Origin of the sequence: Lapillicoccus sp. (assembly GCF_025353065.1) — a bacterium.
In the GTDB taxonomy this organism is placed as follows: domain Bacteria; phylum Actinomycetota; class Actinomycetes; order Actinomycetales; family Dermatophilaceae; genus Lapillicoccus.
In genome coordinates this window covers 1-14,930 of the sequence record NZ_JANXRJ010000259.1, presented here as the reverse complement: position 1 = coordinate 14,930, position 14,930 = coordinate 1, and the positions used below count along the sequence as shown (strand labels likewise).

At 71.1% G+C, this 14,930-nt stretch carries 13 protein-coding genes; 4 read left to right on the top strand and 9 right to left on the bottom strand.

The features are described 5' to 3' along the window. Window positions 1-61 precede the first annotated feature (61 nt). On the top strand, window positions 62-667 hold the full coding sequence (locus Q0R63_RS18990) for an isochorismatase family protein (RefSeq protein ID WP_295700865.1): 606 nt from the start codon (window positions 62-64) through the stop codon (window positions 665-667). A gap of 61 nt (window positions 668-728) precedes the next feature. Here the strand turns inward: Q0R63_RS18990 and Q0R63_RS18985 are convergent, their stop codons facing one another. Further along, the gene (locus Q0R63_RS18985; protein WP_295700862.1) at window positions 729-2,462 is read right to left on the bottom strand and encodes a 5'-nucleotidase C-terminal domain-containing protein; all 1,734 of its coding nucleotides are present in this window, start codon (window positions 2,460-2,462) and stop codon (window positions 729-731) included. A 17-nt stretch (window positions 2,463-2,479) separates the two neighbouring features. Next, window positions 2,480-3,754 (bottom strand): homogentisate 1,2-dioxygenase domain-containing protein, encoded by a 1,275-nt coding sequence (locus Q0R63_RS18980; protein ID WP_295700860.1) that lies wholly within the window; start codon window positions 3,752-3,754, stop codon window positions 2,480-2,482. 76 nt (window positions 3,755-3,830) lie between these two features. On the opposite strand from Q0R63_RS18980, the gene fahA reads away from it, so the two are divergent. Then, a complete protein-coding gene (gene fahA / locus Q0R63_RS18975; RefSeq protein WP_295700857.1) occupies window positions 3,831-5,054 on the top strand; it encodes a fumarylacetoacetase in 1,224 nt (407 codons plus the stop codon). Between the two features lie 40 nt (window positions 5,055-5,094). On the opposite strand, the gene Q0R63_RS18970 is transcribed toward fahA, so the two are convergent. Continuing rightward, the gene (locus Q0R63_RS18970) at window positions 5,095-5,970 is read right to left on the bottom strand and encodes an RDD family protein (RefSeq protein WP_295700854.1); all 876 of its coding nucleotides are present in this window, start codon (window positions 5,968-5,970) and stop codon (window positions 5,095-5,097) included. Window positions 5,971-6,086: 116 nt separating this feature from the next. On the opposite strand from Q0R63_RS18970, the gene Q0R63_RS18965 reads away from it, so the two are divergent. After that, window positions 6,087-7,586 carry an amino acid permease gene (locus Q0R63_RS18965; RefSeq protein WP_295700851.1) on the top strand — a complete coding sequence of 500 codons (1,500 nt, stop codon included), beginning with the start codon at window positions 6,087-6,089 and terminating at the stop codon, window positions 7,584-7,586. 63 nt (window positions 7,587-7,649) lie between these two features. On the opposite strand, the gene hppD is transcribed toward Q0R63_RS18965, so the two are convergent. After that, window positions 7,650-8,906: a 4-hydroxyphenylpyruvate dioxygenase gene (gene hppD, locus Q0R63_RS18960; RefSeq protein WP_295700849.1), complete on the bottom strand. Its 1,257-nt coding sequence runs from the start codon at window positions 8,904-8,906 to the stop codon at window positions 7,650-7,652. 107 nt (window positions 8,907-9,013) lie between these two features. Here hppD and Q0R63_RS18955 point away from each other — a divergent pair, with 107 nt between their 5' ends. After that, window positions 9,014-9,502, top strand: coding sequence for an Lrp/AsnC family transcriptional regulator (locus Q0R63_RS18955; RefSeq protein WP_295700845.1), 489 nt, complete (start codon window positions 9,014-9,016; stop codon window positions 9,500-9,502). 159 nt (window positions 9,503-9,661) lie between these two features. Here Q0R63_RS18955 and Q0R63_RS18950 read toward each other — a convergent pair whose 3' ends face one another. From Q0R63_RS18950 to Q0R63_RS18930, 5 genes are all read right to left on the bottom strand, one after another. Continuing rightward, a complete protein-coding gene (locus tag Q0R63_RS18950; protein WP_295700842.1) occupies window positions 9,662-11,407 on the bottom strand; it encodes a DEAD/DEAH box helicase in 1,746 nt (581 codons plus the stop codon). Window positions 11,408-11,527: 120 nt separating this feature from the next. Beyond that, complete coding sequence (locus Q0R63_RS18945) at window positions 11,528-11,836, bottom strand: DUF3039 domain-containing protein (RefSeq protein ID WP_295700839.1); 309 nt, start codon at window positions 11,834-11,836, stop codon at window positions 11,528-11,530. 117 nt (window positions 11,837-11,953) lie between these two features. Next, the gene (locus tag Q0R63_RS18940) at window positions 11,954-12,439 is read right to left on the bottom strand and encodes a DUF1992 domain-containing protein (RefSeq protein ID WP_295700837.1); all 486 of its coding nucleotides are present in this window, start codon (window positions 12,437-12,439) and stop codon (window positions 11,954-11,956) included. 51 nt (window positions 12,440-12,490) lie between these two features. Continuing rightward, window positions 12,491-13,057: a YqgE/AlgH family protein gene (locus Q0R63_RS18935; RefSeq protein ID WP_295700834.1), complete on the bottom strand. Its 567-nt coding sequence runs from the start codon at window positions 13,055-13,057 to the stop codon at window positions 12,491-12,493. Between the two features lie 66 nt (window positions 13,058-13,123). Further along, complete coding sequence (locus Q0R63_RS18930) at window positions 13,124-14,539, bottom strand: DEAD/DEAH box helicase (protein ID WP_366521174.1); 1,416 nt, start codon at window positions 14,537-14,539, stop codon at window positions 13,124-13,126. Between the last annotated feature and the right edge of the window lie 391 nt (window positions 14,540-14,930).

Sequence of the window (14,930 nt, the reverse complement as noted above, 5' to 3'; positions counted from 1 at the left end):
GGGGCTGCAGCTGCCGCCGCCGCGCCCGCCGGCCAGCCGTGGCCGTGGCTAGCCTGAGGTCATGACCGCTGAGACCCGCCGGGCGCTCGTCCTCGTCGACCTCCAGAACGACTTCTGCGAAGGCGGCTCGCTCGCCGTCGCCGGCGGCGCCGGCGTGGCCGCGCGGATCAGTGACCACGTGGCCGCGCACGCGGGCGACTACGCGGCCGTCGTGGCCACGGCCGACTGGCACCACGACCCAGGGAAGCACTTCTCGGAGCGGCCCGACTTCGTCGACTCCTGGCCGGTGCACTGCCGGATCGGCACGACGGGCGCCGACTTCCACCCGGCGGCTGCGGGCGCGATCGCCGCCGCCGAGGCGGTCTTCCGCAAGGGTCGGGAGGCCGCGGCATACAGCGGCTTCGAGGGGTATGCCGCGAAGTCGGGCCAGCAGGTCGGTCTCGCAGCGTGGTTGCGCGAGAGGGGAATCGACGCCGTGGACGTCGTCGGTATCGCCACGGACCACTGCGTGCGCGCGACGGCGATCGACGCGGCGGCCGAGGGCCTCGCCACCCGGGTGCTGCTCGACCTCACCGCCGGGGTCGGTCGCGACACCACCGACCGGGCGCTGACCCAGCTCGCGGAGGCCGGCGTCGAGCTCGACGGCACTCCGGTCGTCCGATCGTGAGAGGTGACCGATCAGGAGCGAGGAGAAGGTCCCCTCCACGTGTTGGAGGGGTGGTGGCCGGTCAGGGGGTGATGGTGATCGGGACGCCACCGGAGACGAGCCTCCAGCTCGTTGCGGAGAACGTGCTCGGGTCGACCGTGCCGTGGCGCGTGACCCACTCGATGATCAGCTGGCGGATCTCCACCTGCGCGTCGTAGACGACCGGGGCGGTGGTCACACCGGGGAAGCCGCCGCCACCGCTCTGGCGGTAGCTGTTGACGGCGATCGTGAACCGGTCATCCGCCGCAACCGGCGACCCGGCATACGCGAGGTCGGTGATCCGTGAGCCGACCGGCTCGGCGATATCGATGTCGTAGGTGAGCGGTGCATCGAGGCCGCTCAGGACGTCGTCGTTGTAGTCCGGCGTGCCGTTCGGCGCGGTCGGGGTCACGGCGTTGGTGAGATCGGGCGGCGCGAACGGGCCGGTGCCGCTGACCTGCCGGAAGTAGGCGGCCGAGAACTCGAGGTAGGCCAGGACCTGCGCCCCGGTGAACGTGATCCCGACCAGGGTGTTGTCGTAGAGGTAGAGGCCGGCGACGTCGCGGACCGTGACGTCGCCCCGGGGGATCGCCGCGGCCCTGTTGAAGGGCGCCACGATCGACAGGACGGGGGTATCGGCCTCGGGCGACCCGGCGAGGGCCGCCTTGACCGCGCGGGCCTGGACGTGGCCGATGAAGCCCATCGCCGCCGTGTCCTCGTAGCGCGAGGTCGCCGCCGACATCGCCTGGCTCGAGGAGCCGACCACGCCGTTGACGTAGGCGAGCACCTTCTGGTGCGCCGGGCGGATGAGCGCGGCCACCTCGACGTCCTCGGGCGCGGTGTTGGAGTTGAGGGTGGTGGCCTGGGAGGAGGTGACCTGCCAGCGTCCGTCGTCCTTCTCGAGGTCGAGGTCCATGACGCTGACCCGCGTCCCTCGGCAGGCAGGCTCACTGAGCAGGACCGTCTTCTTCGTGATCCTGTTGACCACTCGGCGCTGCGGGATCTCGACGTGGGCATGGCCGACGAGGATCGCGTCGATATCCGGAACCTCCTGCGCGAGCAGGCTGCTCGCGTTCTCGGGTGAGGGCAGCGCGGTGCCGTAGGAGGACGAGGTGTCGGCGCCCGAGTGGCACGAGACGATGACGACGTCGGCCCCGGCCTCCCTGAGGCGCGGCACGAACACCGTGGCCTGCTCGACGATCCCGGGAAATCTCACTGTCCCCTCGACGTGGGCCCTGTCCCAGATCGCGACACCCGGCGTCACCAGTCCGAGGATCCCGACCCTGACCGGCGAGCAACCGGGGACCTGAACGGTCTTGATCACCCACGGCGGGAAGATCGGCGTGCCGGTCTCCCAGTCGACGGCGTTGGCAGCCAGCAGCGGGTGCTCGCACTGCTGCTCGAAGGTGCGCAGCAGGTCGAGCCCGTAGTCGAACTCGTGGTTGCCGAGCGCCGCGGCGTCGTAGCCGATCGCGTTCATCGCGGTCGCCATGGGATGCACGACCGCGCCGCCGATCGGCTCGACCCGGGCGTAGTAGTAGGCCAGCGGCGTGCCCTGGATGGTGTCGCCGGCATCGATGGTGAGGCAGTGGTCGGCGCCCCGCTCGGCTCGGATCGCCTTGATGAGGGTCGCCACCTTGGCCACCCCGATGTCGTTGTGGACGGCGTCGTCGTACTCCACGCCCCGGTAGTAGTCCCAGTTGAAGACGTTTCCGTGGAGGTCCGTCGTGCCCAGCACCGTCAGTCGGAACCGCTCGCCGCCTCCGACGGTCGCCACCGTGAGCCGCCGGCTGACTAGGACGTGGCGGACGGGTCGGACGTCCCCCGCGACCCCCGCGACCCCCGCGACCACGACAGCGCGTAGGTCCCGTCGTCGACGGCCCGGCCGGCCTCGCCGAGGTCGAGCGGGCGGAAGGTGTCGACCATGACCGCGAGCTCGTCGAAGTGGTCGATCCCGATCGAGCCCTCGGTCGCGCCGGGCTGGGGGCCGTGGGGGTGTCCGCCGGGGTGCACCGAGATCGAGCCCTTGCCGATGCCCGAGCCCTTGCGCGCCTCGTAGTCGCCGTCGACGTAGAACATGATCTCGTCGCTGTCGACGTTGGAGTGGTAGTAGGGCACCGGGATCGCGAGCGGGTGGTAGTCGACCTTGCGGGGGACGAAGTTGCAGATGACGAAGCTGCCGCCCTCGAAGACCTGGTGGACCGGCGGCGGCTGGTGCACCCGGCCGGTGATCGGCTCGAAGTCGCGGACGTTGAAGACGTAGGGATAGAGGCAGCCGTCCCAGCCGACGACGTCGAGCGGGTGGAACGGCAGCGTGTGCACCGTCCCCACGACTCCCGACGGCCCGGTGCCCCGGTGCTTGATGAAGACCTCGGTCTCCTCCCCTGCCGACGCGCCGACGTCCTCCGCGAGCAGCGGGCCCGCGGGCAGCCTGAGGTCACGCTCGCAGTAGGGCGCGTGCTCGAGCAGCTGGCCGTAGGTGCTGAGATACCGCTTCGGCGGGGCGATGTGGCTGTTGGCCTCGATGCAGTAGGTGCGGAGAGGGTCCTTCGGCGACCGCTTCGGGAGCCACCGGTGGGTCGTCGCCCGGGGGATGACGACGTAGTCGCCCGCGGCCACGTCGAAGGCCCCGAACACCGTCTCGACCCGGGCGCGGCCGCGCTCGACGTAGACGCACTCGTCACCGATCCCGTTGCGGTACCACGGGCTCGGGCGTGCCGACACGGCATACGAGATGCGCACGTCGCCGTTGCCGAGCACCAGCCGGCGGCCGGTGACGACGTCGGTCCGGCGGACGGCGGCTGCGTCGAAGAGGTCGTGCAGGCGCAGGTGCCGCGGTTGGAGAGGGTGGTTCGGCGTCGTGGCCAGGTCGGGCAGCGACCACTCGCGGACCGCGGACAGCGTCGAGGGGATGCTGCGGTGGTAAAGCAGCGACGAGTCGGACGAGAAGCCCTCCTCGCCCATCAGCTCCTCGTAGTAGAGCTCGCCCTGCTGGCCACGACCGGCCGGGCGTCGGTGCTGCGTATGCCGTTTCGGTGGCACCGAGCCCACTCGCTGGTAGTGCGCCATGGGTCTGAGCTCCTTTGTCCCGACGGTGTGGCCGACTGTGCAGTACCGTGACGCGCTGTGCAGTACCGTGACGCGCGTGCCAGACACGACGTGGCTCGACGTCCCCGATGACCATCCCTTCGGCCTTCACACCCTCCCATACGGCATCGTCTCGACGACCGCGAACCCCGAGCGCCGGGTGGGTGTGCGGATCGGGGACCTCGTCCTCGACGCTGGTGCTGCGGCCGAGCAGGCGGGGATGGAATCCGGTGCCTGCTGGCTCACGCCGAGCCTCAACGCCTTCCTCGCCCTGGGGCCGCACGCGTGGGCGAGTGGCCGCGACTGGCTCGTCCTGGTGCTCACCGACCCGTCCTATCGCGACGCCATCGCGCCACACCTCATCCCGCTCGCCGACACCGTGCTCCACCTGCCGATCGAGGTCGCCGACTACGTCGACTTCTATGCCTCCGAGCACCATGCGCGCAACGTCGGCCGGATCTTCCGCCCCGACTCGCCTGGTCTGCCGCCGAGCTGGATGCACCTGCCGATCGGTTACCACGGCCGCGCCGGAACCGTCGTCGTCAGCGGCACGGACGTCGTGCGCCCGCACGGTCAGCGCAGGGGATCCGTGGGTGCGCCACCGGAATTCGGCCCCAGCACCCGCCTCGACATCGAGGCCGAGCTGGGCTTCGTCGTCGGCGGGGCGACGACCCGGGGCACCCGGGTGGACCTCGACGCGGCACCCGACCACCTGTTCGGCGTGGTGCTGCTGAACGACTGGAGCGCCCGTGACATCCAGGCCTTCGAGTCCGTGCCGCTGGGGCCGTTCCTCGGCAAGTCCTTCGCCACGAGCATCTCCGCCTGGGTCACCCCGATGGCGGCCTTCGAGGGCGCCAGGGTGAGCGTGCCCGGCCAGGCGGACCCCCTCCCGCTGCCCTACCTGCGGGGCGAGCAGGTGGCGCGGGGCCTCGACCTCCACCTCGAGGTGCGGGTCAACGAGACCGTCGTGTCGACTCCGCACGCCCGGGAGCTCCATTGGTCGCCCGAGCAGATGCTGGCCCATCTCACGGTGAACGGCGCGAGCCTGCGTGACGGCGACCTCCTCGGCTCCGGGACGATAAGCGGACCGGAAAAGGGCTCTCGCGGCTCGCTGCTCGAGCTGAGCTGGGGCGGGACGGAGCCGATCACCCTGGACGACGGGACGACGCGCGACTTCCTCGAGGACGGTGACGTCGTGACCATGACCGCCTGGGCTCCGGGGCCGGACGCCAGCCGCATCGGGGTGGCAGAGGTCGTCGGGCGCGTGGTCCCGGCCGTCTGACCGCCACTCGAGTCCGCACCGCAGCCGGACCAAACCCGCGTCAGCGACCCCCAGGGTCTTTCAGGACGACGTTGGTCCCGGCAAGCTTGTCGTGCAGCGCCTGCCGGTTCTCGTCCCACAGCGGCCAGAGGAGGTCGAGCAGCGAGACGACGCCGGTGACGTAGCTGAGGACCGGCACGCTGGCCAGGACGGGGATGATGAGGCGCTTGAGGACCACGGAGACAGAGGGGTGACCCGGCCGGTCCCGAAGGCGGACCCGGATCCCGAGTGCCATCTTGCCGGGGGTCGCGCCCTTCCGAGTCAGGAACAGGACCTGGTAGAAGACCACGACCACGATGCTGACCAGGGTGTAGGGCCAGAGGTAACTGATGACCGCGCCGGTGACGCTTGCCGTGCCGGGCACGATGACCGGACCCCCGTTCGCCGACGACTGCATGATGCTGTCGATGTAGGTGGAGTACCACCGGAGGAACTGGATGAGCCAGTACGACCCGAGGATCGCCGACATGACCCCCGTGATCACCGCATCGAGCAGGTAGGCACCGAGGCGCTGTCCCCAGCTCGCGAGCGGGACGCCGTCGGGAGTCGTCTTGACCCCGGCTCCGAGGTAGCCCTGGTAGGGCGGCTGCTGCCCGTACGGAGGCTGCTGCCCGTAGGCCGGTGGCTGCCCGTAGGCCGGTGGCTGCCCCTGGGCCGGCGGCTTGGTGAGGGACGGCGGCTGCTGCTGACCGGTCTGGGGAGCCGTGACGACAGGACCCGTGGCCCCCCTCGGCACCTGCTGGGCGTGCCCGATGGTCGACTGGGCCGCCGTGGGCGACGTCTTCGGCGCCCGGTTCTCGGTCCAGATGACCCCGTCGAAATATCGCAGGTGCGTGGGGTCGTGGGGGTCGTCGTACCACCCGGGGCGCTGGCTCATGCCTCGAGCATAAGTGGCCGCCCCCGAAGGACCCGCCGTTGCGACCCGATGCCCCCGCCCATGGACGACCGGGCCCCGGAGTGCCGAACGGACCAACCGGTCGTATCGTGCTGCGGATGAGCGAAAAACCGCCCCGTACCGGTGCCCTGCGCATCAAGCCCGTCGAGGACATCCTCGCCCAGCAGGCCGACGACGCGGACTTCGCGCAGGAGCACGGCACGCTCCGCAAGAACCTCGGCGCCAAGGACCTCATGGGGTTCGGCGTCGGCATCGTCATCGGCACCGGCATCTTCACGCTGACGGGCATCGAGGCCAAGAACCACGCCGGGCCCGGCATCGTGCTCTCCTTCGTCGTCGCCGGGGTGGTGAGCCTGCTCGCGGCCCTCTGCTACGCCGAGATGGCGTCCACCGTCCCCACGGCCGGCAGCGCCTACACCTACGCCTACGCGACGATCGGCGAGGTCTTCGCGTGGATCATCGGGTGGGACCTCATCCTCGAGTTCGCCCTGGGAGCAGCGGTGGTCGCTCGCGGGTGGTCCGGATACCTCGCCAACCTCTTCGACCTCCCACCGGCGTTGTTCACCGAGAAGGCCCCGGTCAACATCGGCGCGATCCTGATCACGGTGGTCCTCGGCACCGTCGCCCTCGTGGGGGTCAAGGAGTCGGCACGGGTCACCAACGTGCTCGTCGTCATCAAGGTCGTCGTCTGCATCTTCGTCATCGTCCTCGGCGCCTTCTTCGTCAGGGGCGCCAACCTCACCCCCTTCATCCCGGCGTCGCGGCCCGTGGAGGGGGGCACCAGCGGACTCACGCAACCGCTGAGCCAGGCGCTCTTCGGCATCCAGCCGACCGCGTTCGGGTTTGCCGGCGTCCTCACCGCGGCGGCGGTGGTCTTCTTCGCCTACACCGGCTTCGAGGCGGTGGCCAACATGGGCGAGGAGACCCGCAACCCCAAGAAGGACCTGCCGATCGGCCTCCTCGGCACCCTGGCCCTCTGCACGGTGCTCTACGTCGGGGTCAGCTTCGTCGTGACGGGGATGCAGAGGTACAGCCAGATCAACGAGAGCTCGCCGATCGCCAGCGCCTTCGACAGCGTCGGTATGGGGTGGGCGAGCGCCCTCATCTCGATCGCGGCGGTCTGCGGCCTGACCTCGGTCATCCTCGTGGACATCATCGCGATGGGCCGGATCGGTTTCGCGATGGGCCGTGACCACCTCCTGCCGCCCAGCGTGGCGGCGATCCACCCGAAGTGGGGCACGCCCTGGAAGATCACCCTCGGCACCATCGTCCTCGTGGCGATCCTCGGGGGCCTGGTCCCCCTGAAGACCCTCGCCGACATGGTGAGCATCGGCACGCTCTTCGCCTTCGTCGTGGTCTCCCTCGCCGTGCCGATCATGCGTCGCACCCGGCCAGAGATGGAGCGACCGTTCACGGTCCCCTTCTCACCGGTGGTCCCGGTCCTGTCGGCGCTCGCCTGCGTCTACCTCATGACCAACCTCAGCCTGGAGACCTGGCTGCGCTTCGTCGTCTGGATGGCGATCGGTTTCGTCATCTACTTCGGCTACGGAAAGCGGAACGCCCGGCTCGGGCAGAAGAAGGGCGCGAGCACCCGCTGAGATCAGCGACGCTGGCCGTATGCCGGTCGGTCCCCGCGAGGGGGACGGGCCGGCATACGGACGTCAGAGGTTGCCGCGACGGTCCTGCTCACGTTCGATCGCCTCGAAGAGGGCCTTGAAGTTGCCCTTGCCGAACCCCAGCGAGCCGTGCCGCTCGATGAGCTCGAAGAACACCGTCGGCCGGTCGCCGAGCGGCTTCGTGAAGATCTGGAGGAGGTAGCCGTCCTCGTCGCGGTCGACGAGGATGCCGCGGCTCCGCAGCTGCTCGATCGGCACCCTGACCTCACCGATCCGACGGCGCAGCTCGGCGTCCTCGTAGTAGGAGTCCGGGGTGTCGAGGAACTCGACCCCGTTGTCCCGCAACGCATCCACAGAGCCGAGGATGTCGTTCGTCGCCATCGCGAGGTGCTGCGCGCCGGGGCCGCGGTAGAACTCGAGGTATTCGTCGATCTGGCTCTTCCGCTTCGCGATCGCCGGCTCGTTGAGCGGGAACTTCACCCGGTGGTTGCCGTTCGCGACGACCTTGGACATCAGCGCCGAGTAGTCGGTCGCGATGTCGTCGCCGATGAACTCGGCCATGTTCACGAAGCCCATGACCGTGTTGTAAAAGCCCACCCAGTCGTCCATCCGGCCGAGCTCGACATTGCCGACGATGTGGTCGAGGGCCTGGAACAGCCGCTTCGGCTGCCCCGCGCGCCGCACGATCTGGCTGGTCCGGGCGACATAGCCCGGGAGGTAAGGACCGGCGTACGCCGCGGTGGCGCCCGGGCCGCCCGTGACGCGCTGGACGAGCGTGTGCCGGGTCTCACCGTAGGTCGCGATGGCGGCGATGCGCACGGTGCCGTCCGCGTCCGTCAGGTCCTCCGGCTCCCGCAGCACGGTCGCGCCGGCGCGCCTGGCCTGCGCGATGCAGCGGTCGACGTCGGGCACCTCCAGGGCGATGTCGACCACCCCGTCACCGTGCCGGGCGTGGTGGGCGACGAGGGGGCTCTCGGGGTCGACCGCGCCGTTGACGACGAACCGGATGGACCCGGATACCAAGACGTAGGAGTGGTGGTCGCGGTTGCCGGTCTCCGGCCCGCTGTAGGCCACGAGCTCCATGCCCCAGGCCGACTGGTAGTAGTGCGCGGTCTGGGTGGCATTGCCGACGACGAAGACGATGGCGTCCCAGCCGGTGACGGGGAAGACGTCGCGCGCCTCGTCGTAGTCGACGAGCCCGACGAGCTGCTTGAGCTGGTCGACGTCCAGCTGCGCCTGGCGCTCCTGGTCGGTCAGCAGGGTCGCGGCGGCGCGGGTAGTGGTCGGCATCGTGTCGGTCATCTGCTGAGGGTGGCCCAGGTGTTGCGGCTGGTCAACCGGCCCGCGGATGTCTGGTCAGAGTGCACACACTGTTGCCCTGAACCCCCTCCGTGTCGGACACTGTGTCCATGTCGTCATCGGAGAGGGCCATCGACGCCCTCGACGTGCGCATCCTCCAGCTGTTCACCGAGGCGCCCGACGTCGGCGTGCTCGGGGCGTCCCGGCGGCTCGGCGTCGCCCGCGGCACCGTCCAGGCCCGGCTCGAGCGGCTCATCACCCGGGGGGTCATCAGCTCCTTCGCGCCGCGCATCGACCCTGCGGCGCTGGGCTATCCCGTGACCGCCTTCTGCACCCTCGAGATCCGCCAGGGTCGGGGGCACGCCCCCGTCGTCGAGCACCTGTCGGCGATCCCGGAGGTGCTCGAGGCCCACACCATCACCGGCACGGGTGACCTGCTCGTCCGGGTGGTGGCACGCGACAACCCCGACCTGCAGCGCGTCATCGACCTCGTCGTCGACGACACGCACGTGATCAGGGCAGCGACCGCGATCTCCCTCGCCACCCGGATCGAGCTCCGATCGCTCCCCCTCGTCCTCGCTGCGGACCGGACCTCCTGACACCACCCACCCCCGGACCGGTCTCACCGCCGGTGGTCGCATCCCGGCGCCGCGAGGCACGAACGTTTGTCGGGTCACCCCGACAAAGGGGCGCTTCGCGTGAGAACCGTTCCCCCGCGGACCGTCCCTTTATCGGGTCCCCCGATAAAGGGACAGGGGTCAGCGCCGACCGACGAGCCAGAGCCGGATCTTCTCGATCCGGGCAGCGACCTGCTCGGTGTTCGCGGCCTCGAGCGTCGGTCCGCCGCAGGTCTTGCGCAGGTCGCTGTGCACCATGGCGTGGGGCGCCGACTTCTTGCGCGCGTATGCCGCGACGAGCGCGTTGAGCTCCTTGCGCTGCGCCGCGAGCGCCCGATGGGCGGCCACCGGCGCGGCCGCGGCCGGGTTGCGCGACGACTGCTTCGACTGGTGCGCCCGCAGCAGCGTGGTCACCTGGTCGGGTTCGAGCAGCCCCGGCAGGCCGAGGTAGTCCTGCTCCTCGTCCGAGCCGATGCTCGCGTGCAGGCCGAACTGCTGGGAGTCGAAGAGCACGTGGTCGAAGTGGGCGTCCGACTCCAGCGCCTCGAACTCCTGCTCGTTCACACCGGCCTCGTCACGCGGCCGCTCGGCCTCCACGAGCATCCCCTCCTCCTCGGCCCAGATCGAGGCGACGTCGGTCAGCCCGGTGCGGTCCAAGGCGTGGTCGCGCTGCTCCTCCAGCCGCGCGGCGTGGTCGAGCACGACCGGCACGGACGGCAGGAACACCGAGGCCGTCTCGCCACGTCGCCGGGCGCGGACGAACCGGCCGACCGCCTGCGCGAAGTAGAGCGGGGTGGAGGTCGAGGTGGCGTAGACCCCCACGGCGAGCCGGGGCACGTCGACTCCCTCGGAGACCATCCGGACCGCCACCATCCACCGCGAGGTGCTCGCGCCGAACTCCTCGATCCGCCGGGACGAGCCCGCGTCGTCGGACAGCACCACGGTGGGCTTCTCCCCCGTCAGGTCGGCGAGGATCGCGGCATACGCGCGGGCCTGGGTCTGGTTGGAGGCGATCACGAGGCCGCCGGCGTCCTCGACGTGGCGCCGGACCTCGGTCAGCCGCTTGTCCGCCGCCGTCAGCACGGACGGGATCCACTCGCCCTTGGGGTCGAGGGCGGTCCGCCAGGCCTGCGCCGTGAGGTCCTTGGTGAGCGGCTCGCCGAGGGTGGCCGAGACCTCGTCGCCGGCCCGGGTGCGCCAGCGCATGCTGCCGCCGTAGGCGAGGAAGAGGACCGGGCGCACGACCCCGTCGCGCAGCGCCTCGGCGTAGCCGTAGGTGTAGTCGGCCGCCGACGTGAGGATGCCGGCGGAGTCCATCTCGTAGCGGACGAACGGGATCGGCGAGGTGTCGGACCGGAACGGCGTGCCGGTGAGGGACAGTCGCCGCGTGGCCCCGTCGAACGCCTCGCGGATGGCGTCGCCCCACGACCTGCTGTCGCCGCCGTGGTGGATCTCGTCGAGCACCACGAGCGTGCGGGTGGCCGCGGTGAGCTGCCGGTGCAGCCCCGGGCGGGCGGCGACCTGCGCGTAGGTGAGGGCGACGCCCTGGTAGTCGTCGCTGTGCCGGCCCGCCGTGTTGGAGAACTTCGGGTCGAGGGACAACCCGACCCGGGCGGCGGCGTCGGCCCACTGGGTCTTGAGGTGCTCGGTCGGGGCGACGACGGTCAGCCGGTCGACGATGCCGCGACGGAGGAGCTCGGTCGCGAGCCGGAGGGCATAGGTGGTCTTCCCGGCGCCGGGCGTGGCCACGGCCAGGAAGTCGCGTGGCTCATCACGCAGGTATGCCGCGAGCGCCGCTTCCTGCCACGCACGCAGCTTCTCGGCCGTCCCCCAGGCCGCCCGTCCCGGGAAGGCTGGAGGGAGGTGGGAGGCGGCCGACGTGCTCATAGGAGTGCGACTCTAACCCGTCCTGATGGCCTGCCGAGACGGCGACACGGCGCGCGGATGGCGTTGTCCCACAACGCGACCAGTCGATCGACCCCGTTTGGCGGCGCGCCTCCAGGAGGTCTACTCTTCGCCGTCGCCCGGCGGCCGCATACCGGCGTGGATCTCCTTGCAGGTCGGGCAGACGGGGAACTTCTGCGGGTCGCGACCGGGCACCCAGACCTTGCCGCAGAGCGCGACGACCGGGTCCCCGGACAGCGCGCTCTCGAGGATCTTCTCCTTGCGCACGTAGTGGCTGAAGCGCTCGTGGTCGCCCGGCTCGGTGAGCTCCTCCTCGACCTGCTCGCGCTCGAGGACGGTCGTCCGGGTCCGCGGCCCGCTCGGCTCGAGCTGGGGGACGGCGAACGGGTCCTCGGGCATCTGCGTGCTCATGGCCCCAGTCTATGCCGCGTGCCCACCGCAGCAGGAGCCGAGCCGCAACGTCCGCGCGGACGCGACACCGGTGTCCCCTCCGTGCGGACGCAAGCGGGGGCGGACGCAAGCGGCGGGTCAGGCGTCGCGGCGCCACCACCACCGGCGGCGGACCGGCTGCGGCGGGGCGGCCAGCGCCGCTGCGGCGGCTCGCTCGGCCGCAGCCTGCTCCCGCAGCGCCCGCCAGCCCTCGAGGACCTCGTCGATGTCGACCGTCCGCGCCAGGAGCGGCGGCAGCGCGCCGAACGCCGGCCGGAGCCGGTCCGCCCGGACCCGCAGGTTGAAGTCGTCGAGGATCTCGCGCGCCTCCGCCTCCGTCCGGACGTCGGCCAGGCTCTCGGGGAACCCGGCGGCCTCCTTGCGCAGCGCCAACGGACCCGGCAGGGCCCCGGTCATGTCGAGGTTCTCGCGACGGACCAGGTCGCGGACCCACCAGTCCGGGTCGTTCGGGTCACCGAGGTTGGTCAGCGGCTTCCCGTGCCCCGGCAGGTTGTCGAACTCGCCCCGCTCCTGGGCCTTGCGGATCTGCTTGTCGACCCAGGACTCGTTGTAGGGCTGGGGCATCGCTCCTCCTGTTCGCTGCCTCCCGGTTCGGGGGGCTGGGCGGGCGCCGGGTCAGTTCATCGACGGGTCGTCGGGATATCTGGCGACGAGCTTGAGGTCGTCGTCCTGCCGGCGGAGGACGCGCTCCCACAGCCCTTCGGGCTCTCCGGAGAAGGCGTCTCGGGCCTCGTGGTCGACGACGTACCAGTCACCGCGGCGGACCTCGTCCTCGAGCTGCTCTGGTGACCACCCGGCATACCCGGCGAAGACGCGCATGCCGGCGATCTCCGGGGCGACCAGGCTCGGCGGGGCGTCGAGGTCCACGAGACCGAGCCCCCCGAAGAGGTGCCGCACGCCCATCGGCTCGGGATCGTCACCGGGGACGGTGACCAGCCCGATCGCCGAGTCGAGCTCGACGGGACCTCCGCGGAAGACCGTCTGGGGGACGGTGGCGACGGACTTCCAGCCGGGCAGGACCGCGTCGATGTCGGCCTCGAGCGGCTGGTTGAGGATGACACCCTGCGCGCCGCCCTCGTTGTGGTGCAGCAGCAGGATGACCGCACGGCGGAAGGTGCCCACGTCGATCTGCGGGGTGGCGACGAGCAGCCGCCCCGCGAGGAACTCCGAGTCGGACGCCACGGCTCCAGTGTCCCATCCCGGGACACCGGAGCCGTCGGTCGGTGCTGCTGCTCAGCGAGCCGCAGGTCAGCGGGAGGAGCGGTGCTCCGGACGGCCTTCGCGGCGCCCGTCGCCCGAGCCGCGGCTGGGTCCACCGTGGTGCGGCCGGAAGCCGCCCTTGGCACCGGACCGCGGACCGCGGGACCCACCGAAGCTCTTCTTCGGCGGCCCCTCGAGCAGACGACGGAAGGACTCCTCCGGCACTGGTATGCCGCTCGGCGGGGTCGCGCCCGTGGCCGCGAGGACCGCGTCACCGGGGACGGCCTTGGTCGGCACCGCGTCGACGCCGGCCTCGAGCAGCTGGCGCTCCATGCCCTTGCGCTGGTGCGGCAGGGCGAGGGTGACGACGGTGCCCCGGTCGCCGGCGCGGGCCGTGCGACCCGAGCGGTGGAGGTAATCCTTGTGGTCGGCCGGCGGGTCGACCTGCAGGACGACCGAGACGTCGTCGACGTGGATGCCGCGAGCGGCGACGTCGGTGGCGACGAGCACGGGGAGCGTCCCGTCACGGAAGGCCCCGAGCACGCGGTTGCGCGCACCCTGGTTCAGCCCGCCGTGCAGCGCGGCCGCCATGACGCCCTGCTCGCGCAGCTGCAGCGCGACGCGGTCGGCGCCCAGCTTGGTGCGCATGAAGACGAGGGTGCGGCCCTCGCGGTTGGCGACCTCGGCGGTGATGACCTTCTTGTGCATCGGGTCGATGAGGAGCACGTGGTGCTCCATCGTCGTGACCGAGGCCTTGGCGTCGTCCGTCGAGTGCGTAACCGGGTCGGTGAGGTAGCGCTGGACGATGGTGTCGATGCCGCGGTCGAGCGTGGCCGAGAAGAGCAGCCGCTGGCCGCCCTCCGGAATGCCGTCGAGGATCGCCCCGATCTCCTGCAGGAACCCCATCTCGGCCATGTGGTCGGCCTCGTCGAGGATGATGACACGGATGTCCCGCAGCTCGACCGCGCCGCGCTCGATGAGGTCGTTCAGCCGACCGGGGGTGGCGATGAGGAGGTCGACGCCGCGGTTGAGGGCGTTGATCTGGGTGGTGTAGCTGAGGCCGCCGGCGACGAGCTTGTGCGTGAGGCCCATGACGTGGACGAGCGGCTCGAGCGCGTCGGAGACCTGCATGGCCAGCTCGCGGGTCGGCACGAGGACGAGCGCACGGGGCCGACGGGGCGCCGAACGAGGGGCCTCCGCGAGCAGCCGGGTGAGGGTCGGCAGGCCGTAGGCCAAGGTCTTTCCGGAGCCGGTCTGGCCCCGGCCGAGGACGTCACGGCCCGCGAGGGCGTCCGGGATCGTCGCGGTCTGGATCGGGAACGGCGTCGTGATGCCGTCGCGGGCGAGCCGCTCGACGAGCCGCTCGGGCAGCCCGAGGGCGGTGAAACCGTTGTCGGCAGCGACCTCGACCGGGCTGTCGCTGATGGCGTGACGCGAGGACTTGGTCCAGGAGTCGGCTTCCATCCGCTCGGCTTCGGCCTCCTGGCCGCGCTCCTGACCACCGCGGTCGTCGCGCTCCCAGCGGGTGTTGCTCGGCTCACGGGTGACGCGCTTGTCGCGGGGCGCCCAGTCGCGGTTGGGCTCGTGGCGCGGCCTCGTCGAGGTCTGCTCGTCACGGCGCGGGCGGTCGTATGCCGCGCGGTCGGTGCTGGGGCGGCGGTCGGTGCTGCTGCCGCGATCGTCGCGCCGGACGTATGCCGGGCGGTCGGTCCGGTCCGTGGTCGGACGACTCGAGGAACGGTCGTCACGCGGAGCCCACTCACGACGCGGAGCGCCCGTGGTCGGACGAGTCGACGAACGGTCGTCACGCGGAGCCAGTCACGACGCGGAGCGCCCGTGGTCGGACGACTCGACG

What these genes read in the sequence shown, in the direction of transcription:
- Q0R63_RS18990 (WP_295700865.1), top strand. Translation starts at nt 62, where the DNA reads ATGACCGCTGAGACCCGCCGGGCGCTCGTCCTCGTCGACCTCCAGAAC.
- Q0R63_RS18980 (WP_295700860.1), bottom strand. Translation starts at nt 3,754, where the DNA reads ATGGCGCACTACCAGCGAGTGGGCTCGGTGCCACCGAAACGGCATACG.
- Q0R63_RS18970 (WP_295700854.1), bottom strand. Translation starts at nt 5,970, where the DNA reads ATGAGCCAGCGCCCCGGGTGGTACGACGACCCCCACGACCCCACGCAC.
- Q0R63_RS18965 (WP_295700851.1), top strand. Translation starts at nt 6,087, where the DNA reads ATGAGCGAAAAACCGCCCCGTACCGGTGCCCTGCGCATCAAGCCCGTC.
- hppD (WP_295700849.1), bottom strand. Translation starts at nt 8,906, where the DNA reads ATGACCGACACGATGCCGACCACTACCCGCGCCGCCGCGACCCTGCTG.
- Q0R63_RS18955 (WP_295700845.1), top strand. Translation starts at nt 9,014, where the DNA reads ATGTCGTCATCGGAGAGGGCCATCGACGCCCTCGACGTGCGCATCCTC.
- Q0R63_RS18950 (WP_295700842.1), bottom strand. Translation starts at nt 11,407, where the DNA reads ATGAGCACGTCGGCCGCCTCCCACCTCCCTCCAGCCTTCCCGGGACGG.
- Q0R63_RS18945 (WP_295700839.1), bottom strand. Translation starts at nt 11,836, where the DNA reads ATGAGCACGCAGATGCCCGAGGACCCGTTCGCCGTCCCCCAGCTCGAG.
- Q0R63_RS18940 (WP_295700837.1), bottom strand. Translation starts at nt 12,439, where the DNA reads ATGCCCCAGCCCTACAACGAGTCCTGGGTCGACAAGCAGATCCGCAAG.
- Q0R63_RS18930 (WP_366521174.1), bottom strand. Translation starts at nt 14,539, where the DNA reads ATGGAAGCCGACTCCTGGACCAAGTCCTCGCGTCACGCCATCAGCGAC.